The sequence below is a fragment of the Pseudooceanicola lipolyticus genome (assembly GCF_002786325.1).
Lineage (GTDB): Bacteria > Pseudomonadota > Alphaproteobacteria > Rhodobacterales > Rhodobacteraceae > Pseudooceanicola_C > Pseudooceanicola_C lipolyticus.
This window is the reverse complement of sequence record NZ_PGTB01000246.1, coordinates 1-3985: the sequence shown is the minus strand read 5'-3', so window position 1 is coordinate 3985 and position 3985 is coordinate 1. Positions and strand designations below refer to the sequence as shown.

The following is a 3985-nucleotide window of genomic DNA, read 5'->3' as shown; positions in this document are numbered from 1 at the left end:
CGGCGGTTGCCGCGTCCAGGTCAGCCAGCAGCGCGGGCAGGCTCAGCGCGTCGGCCTCGGCCCGGATCGCGGCCGGGGTTTGCGGGATCTCGGCCATGCCCTGGGTGAGCGCGGTGAAATAGAGCCCGGTGCCGCCGGTGATGATCGGGCGGTCGGACCCCTGCAGCAGCGGCCGCACATCGCGCAGCCAGTGGCCGGCGGAATAGGGTGCGTCCCAGGCAACATGGCCATAAAGCGCGTGTGGCGCGCGCGCCTCGTCTGCGGGCGAGGGGCGGGCGGTGACCACGCGCCAGCAATCATAGACCTGGCTGGCATCGGCATTGACCACAACGCCGCCCTGCGCCTCGGCGATGCGCAGCGCCAGTTCGGACTTGCCCGAGGCGGTCGGCCCGGCAATCAGCACCGGCCGGTCGGCGGGCAGATCGGGAAGTCCGGCATATCCCGCAATCGACATTCTGTGGACCTTTCGCCCGATCACGCGGATGCAGGTGCAGAGTCGCATTGATCCTGCCCGCAAATTCCGCCATTTTGCGCGAAAATAACCGCGTCGCAGAACGGAGCGCAATATGACCACGTCCCCCGTCCCCGCAACCGATCCGACGCCGGACCCCGACCCAGCCGGAACCACCTATCGCCGGGTGCTGCTGAAAATCTCCGGCGAGGCGCTGATGGGCGATCAGGGCTTTGGCCTGCATCCGCCGACGGTGCAGCGCATCGCGCAGGAGGTGCAATCGGTGCATGCGCTGGGGGTTGAGATTTGCATGGTGATCGGCGGCGGCAACATCTTTCGCGGGCTGCAGGGCAGCGCCCAGGGGATGGAGCGGACCACGGCGGATTACATGGGGATGCTGGCGACGGTGATGAACGCGCTGGCAATGCAATCGGCGCTGGAAGCGCTGCGGGTGCATACGCGGGTGATCACCGCGATCCGCATGGACGAGGTGGCCGAGCCCTATATCCGTCGCCGCGCCGTGCGCCACCTGGAGAAAAAGCGGGTCTGCATCTTTGCCGCCGGCACCGGCAACCCCTATTTCACCACCGACACCGCCGCCACGCTGCGCGCCAACGAGATGAGCTGCGAGGCGATTTTCAAGGGCACCAAGGTGGACGGGGTCTATGACAAGGATCCGATCAAGCATCCCGATGCCAAGCGCTATGACCAGGTAAGCTATGACGATGTGCTGGCCAAGCGGCTGGGGGTGATGGATGCCTCGGCGATCGCGCTGGCGCGCGACAACAACCTGCCGATCATCGTGTTTTCGCTGGATGAACCGGGCGGTTTCCGCGGCATCCTGGCGGGAGAGGGCACCTATACCAAGGTGCATGGCTAGGACGGGAAATTTCGTCGACGAAATTTGCGATGAATTTTGGAAAATTCATCCCGCCCGACAGATCGCTCTATTCGGGCAATTGGCGAAAATCCCCGCCTTATAAGGAACAAATTTCGTCCACGAAATTTACCATGAATTATCGATAATTCATGGCATCCGGTCAGGACCGGGCCGATGCGGGCCGGGATCGGGGCGCAGAGCGTGCGGTTGCTCTCTATACATCCCGGTGCAACTGAGGATATAGAGCCGCAGACTGAATGAGCATCGGGAGGGCGGCCCATGTCCGACGACTTCGAACTGGACACAGATGATCTGCAGCGTCGGATGGACGGCGCCATGGCGAACCTGCGGACCGAATTCGCCAGCCTGCGCACCGGCCGCGCCTCGGCCTCGATGCTGGAACCGGTGATGGTCGAGGCCTATGGCCAGCCGACCCCGATCAACCAGGTCGGCACCGTCAACGTGCCGGAACCGCGCATGGTCACCATCAATGTCTGGGACAAGGGCCTGGTCGGCAAGGTCGAGAAGGCGATCCGCGAATCCGGATTGGGGATCAACCCGCAGCTGAACGGCACCATCATCATGCTGCCGATTCCCGAACTGAACGAAGAGCGCCGCCGCGAATTGACCAAGGTGGCCGGCCATTACGCCGAACAGGCCCGGGTGGCGATCCGCAACGTGCGGCGCGACGGCATGGATCAGATCAAGAAGGCCAAGGCCGACGGCATGTCCGAGGATGACCAGAAGTTCTGGGAATCCGAAGTGCAGGACTTGACCGACAAGATGATCGCGGCGGTGGACAACGCGCTGGAGCACAAGCAATCCGAGATCATGCAGGTCTGAGTTCGACATGCCCCGTGACCCCGATACGCCCATACATTGCGGCCCGCGCCACGTTGCCATCATCATGGATGGCAATGGCCGCTGGGCGCAGGCGCGGGGCCGGCCGCGGCTCTACGGTCACCATGCCGGCGCCCGCCGGGTGCGCGAGGTGGTCGAGGCCTGTCCGGGGCTGGGGGTCAAGTACCTGACGATCTTCGCGTTTTCGACCGAGAACTGGAAACGCACCCAGGTCGAGGTGGCTGGGCTGATGAGCCTGTTCCGCCGCTACATCATCAAGGAAACCCGTGCCCTGGCCGAACGGGGCGTGCGGGTGCGGTTCATCGGCGACAGGCTGCGGCTGGATGCCAAGCTGATCGACCTGATGGATCAGCTGGAAGAGCATACCAAGACCAATGACAGCGTGCATTTGACCATCGCGCTGAACTATGGCGGGCGCGACGAGGTGGCCCGCGCCACCCGGCGGCTGGCGCAGGATGTGGCGGCGGGCAAGCTGGCGCCGCTGGACGTGGATGAACAGACGCTGCCGCGCTATCTCGACACCCATGTGCTGCCCGATCCCGACCTGGTGATCCGCACCTCGGGCGAGGCGCGGATCTCGAATTTCCTGCTCTGGCAATCGGCCTATTCCGAATACGAGTTCATCGACACGCTCTGGCCCGATTTCACCGCGGCCGAGCTGGCGCGGCTTTGCCATTCCTTCGGCGCGCGCGACAGGCGGTACGGAGCCGTCCGGGCATGACCGGCACCTCCGCGCGCTGGCGGGACCTGGGCACCCGGGTGATGTCGGCTGTGGTGATGGTGGCGGTTGCGGCGCTGGCGTTGACCTCCGGGCCGGGCGGCTGGACGCTGTTTGTGTTCGCGGTCTATTGCCTGATGCTGTGGGAACTGGTGGGGCTGTGCGACCCTGCCGCCGGGCGTGGCGTGCGGCTGTGGCTGGCGGTGTTCCCGCTGCTTTATCCGCTGATCGTGCTGGGAACCGCGGCCCTGTCGGGCGCCGAGCCGTTGCTGGCCGCCGAGGCGCAGGGCCCGTTCGGCCGCGGCTATTACAGCGCGGCGGCGGGGCTGCTGGCGCCGCTGGTGCTGGGGCTGGCGCATCTGCGCGCCGGGCGGGCGTTGTGGGCCGGCTATGGCGCCGTGCTGGTCGCCGCGGTGCTGTTCATGATCTATGCCCAGGGGGCGCATGGGCTGGTGGCGGTGGTGGCTCTGGTTGCGATTGTGGCGGTCACCGACACGGCGGGCTATTTTGCCGGGCGCGCCTTGGGCGGGCCGAAATTCTGGCCGGCGCTGTCGCCGAACAAGACCTGGTCGGGCACGGCGGCGGGTTGGATCGGCGCCGGTCTCGTCGGTGGCCTGGTGCTGCCGCATCTGGGGGTGCCGCTGGGATCGGCGGTGCTGGTCGCGGTGGCGATCAGCTTTGCCTCGCAGCTGGGCGATATCGCCGAAAGCGCGATGAAGCGCCGGGTCGGGGTCAAGGATGCCTCGGCGCTGATTCCCGGCCATGGCGGCGTGCTCGACCGGGTGGACGGGCTGGTTGCGGCGGCCTGTCTGGCCGGGGCGATCACGCTGGTCTCGGGCGGCTGAGGCATGGCGCGGCGGATTTCCATCTTCGGTGCAACGGGATCGGTGGGGCAGAACACCATCGACCTGATCGCCCGCGACGCGGCGGCTTTCGAGGTGGTCGCCCTGACCGGCGGGCGCAATATCGCAAGGCTGGCCGAGGATGCCCGCCGGCTGGGCGCCGCGGTGGCGGTGACCGCCTATGACGGGTTGCTGGAGCCGCTGCGCGCCGCGCTGGCCGGCTCCGGGGTCGA

At 66.5% G+C, this 3985-nt stretch carries 5 protein-coding genes and 1 pseudogene; 5 read left to right on the top strand and 1 reads right to left on the bottom strand.

Going from position 1 to position 3985, the window contains the following annotated elements:
* Positions 1 to 454 (bottom strand): tRNA (adenosine(37)-N6)-dimethylallyltransferase (locus tag CVM52_RS24220; RefSeq protein WP_276308663.1); only part of this gene is annotated, 454 nt, incomplete at its 3' end.
* A 112-nt stretch (positions 455 to 566) separates the two neighbouring features.
* Between CVM52_RS24220 and pyrH the strand changes: the two genes are divergently transcribed.
* The 5 genes and pseudogenes from pyrH to CVM52_RS24195 all read left to right on the top strand — a co-directional run.
* On the top strand, positions 567 to 1331 hold the full coding sequence (pyrH, locus tag CVM52_RS24215) for a UMP kinase (RefSeq protein ID WP_100164869.1): 765 nt from the start codon (positions 567 to 569) through the stop codon (positions 1329 to 1331).
* A gap of 279 nt (positions 1332 to 1610) precedes the next feature.
* Positions 1611 to 2174, top strand: a complete 564-nt coding sequence (gene frr / locus CVM52_RS24210) for a ribosome recycling factor (RefSeq protein ID WP_100164868.1) — start codon at positions 1611 to 1613, stop codon at positions 2172 to 2174.
* A 7-nt stretch (positions 2175 to 2181) separates the two neighbouring features.
* Positions 2182 to 2913 carry a polyprenyl diphosphate synthase gene (uppS, locus tag CVM52_RS24205; RefSeq protein WP_100164867.1) on the top strand — a complete coding sequence of 244 codons (732 nt, stop codon included), beginning with the start codon at positions 2182 to 2184 and terminating at the stop codon, positions 2911 to 2913.
* Complete coding sequence (locus CVM52_RS24200) at positions 2910 to 3755, top strand: phosphatidate cytidylyltransferase (protein ID WP_100164866.1); 846 nt, start codon at positions 2910 to 2912, stop codon at positions 3753 to 3755. The genes uppS and CVM52_RS24200 overlap by 4 nt, the downstream gene beginning before the upstream one ends.
* 3 nt (positions 3756 to 3758) lie before the next feature.
* Positions 3759 to 3985, top strand: a pseudogene (locus CVM52_RS24195) (1-deoxy-D-xylulose-5-phosphate reductoisomerase); the annotation flags it as partial.

What these genes read in the sequence shown, in the direction of transcription:
- pyrH (WP_100164869.1), top strand. Translation starts at nt 567, where the DNA reads ATGACCACGTCCCCCGTCCCCGCAACCGATCCGACGCCGGACCCCGAC.
- frr (WP_100164868.1), top strand. Translation starts at nt 1,611, where the DNA reads ATGTCCGACGACTTCGAACTGGACACAGATGATCTGCAGCGTCGGATG.
- uppS (WP_100164867.1), top strand. Translation starts at nt 2,182, where the DNA reads ATGCCCCGTGACCCCGATACGCCCATACATTGCGGCCCGCGCCACGTT.
- CVM52_RS24200 (WP_100164866.1), top strand. Translation starts at nt 2,910, where the DNA reads ATGACCGGCACCTCCGCGCGCTGGCGGGACCTGGGCACCCGGGTGATG.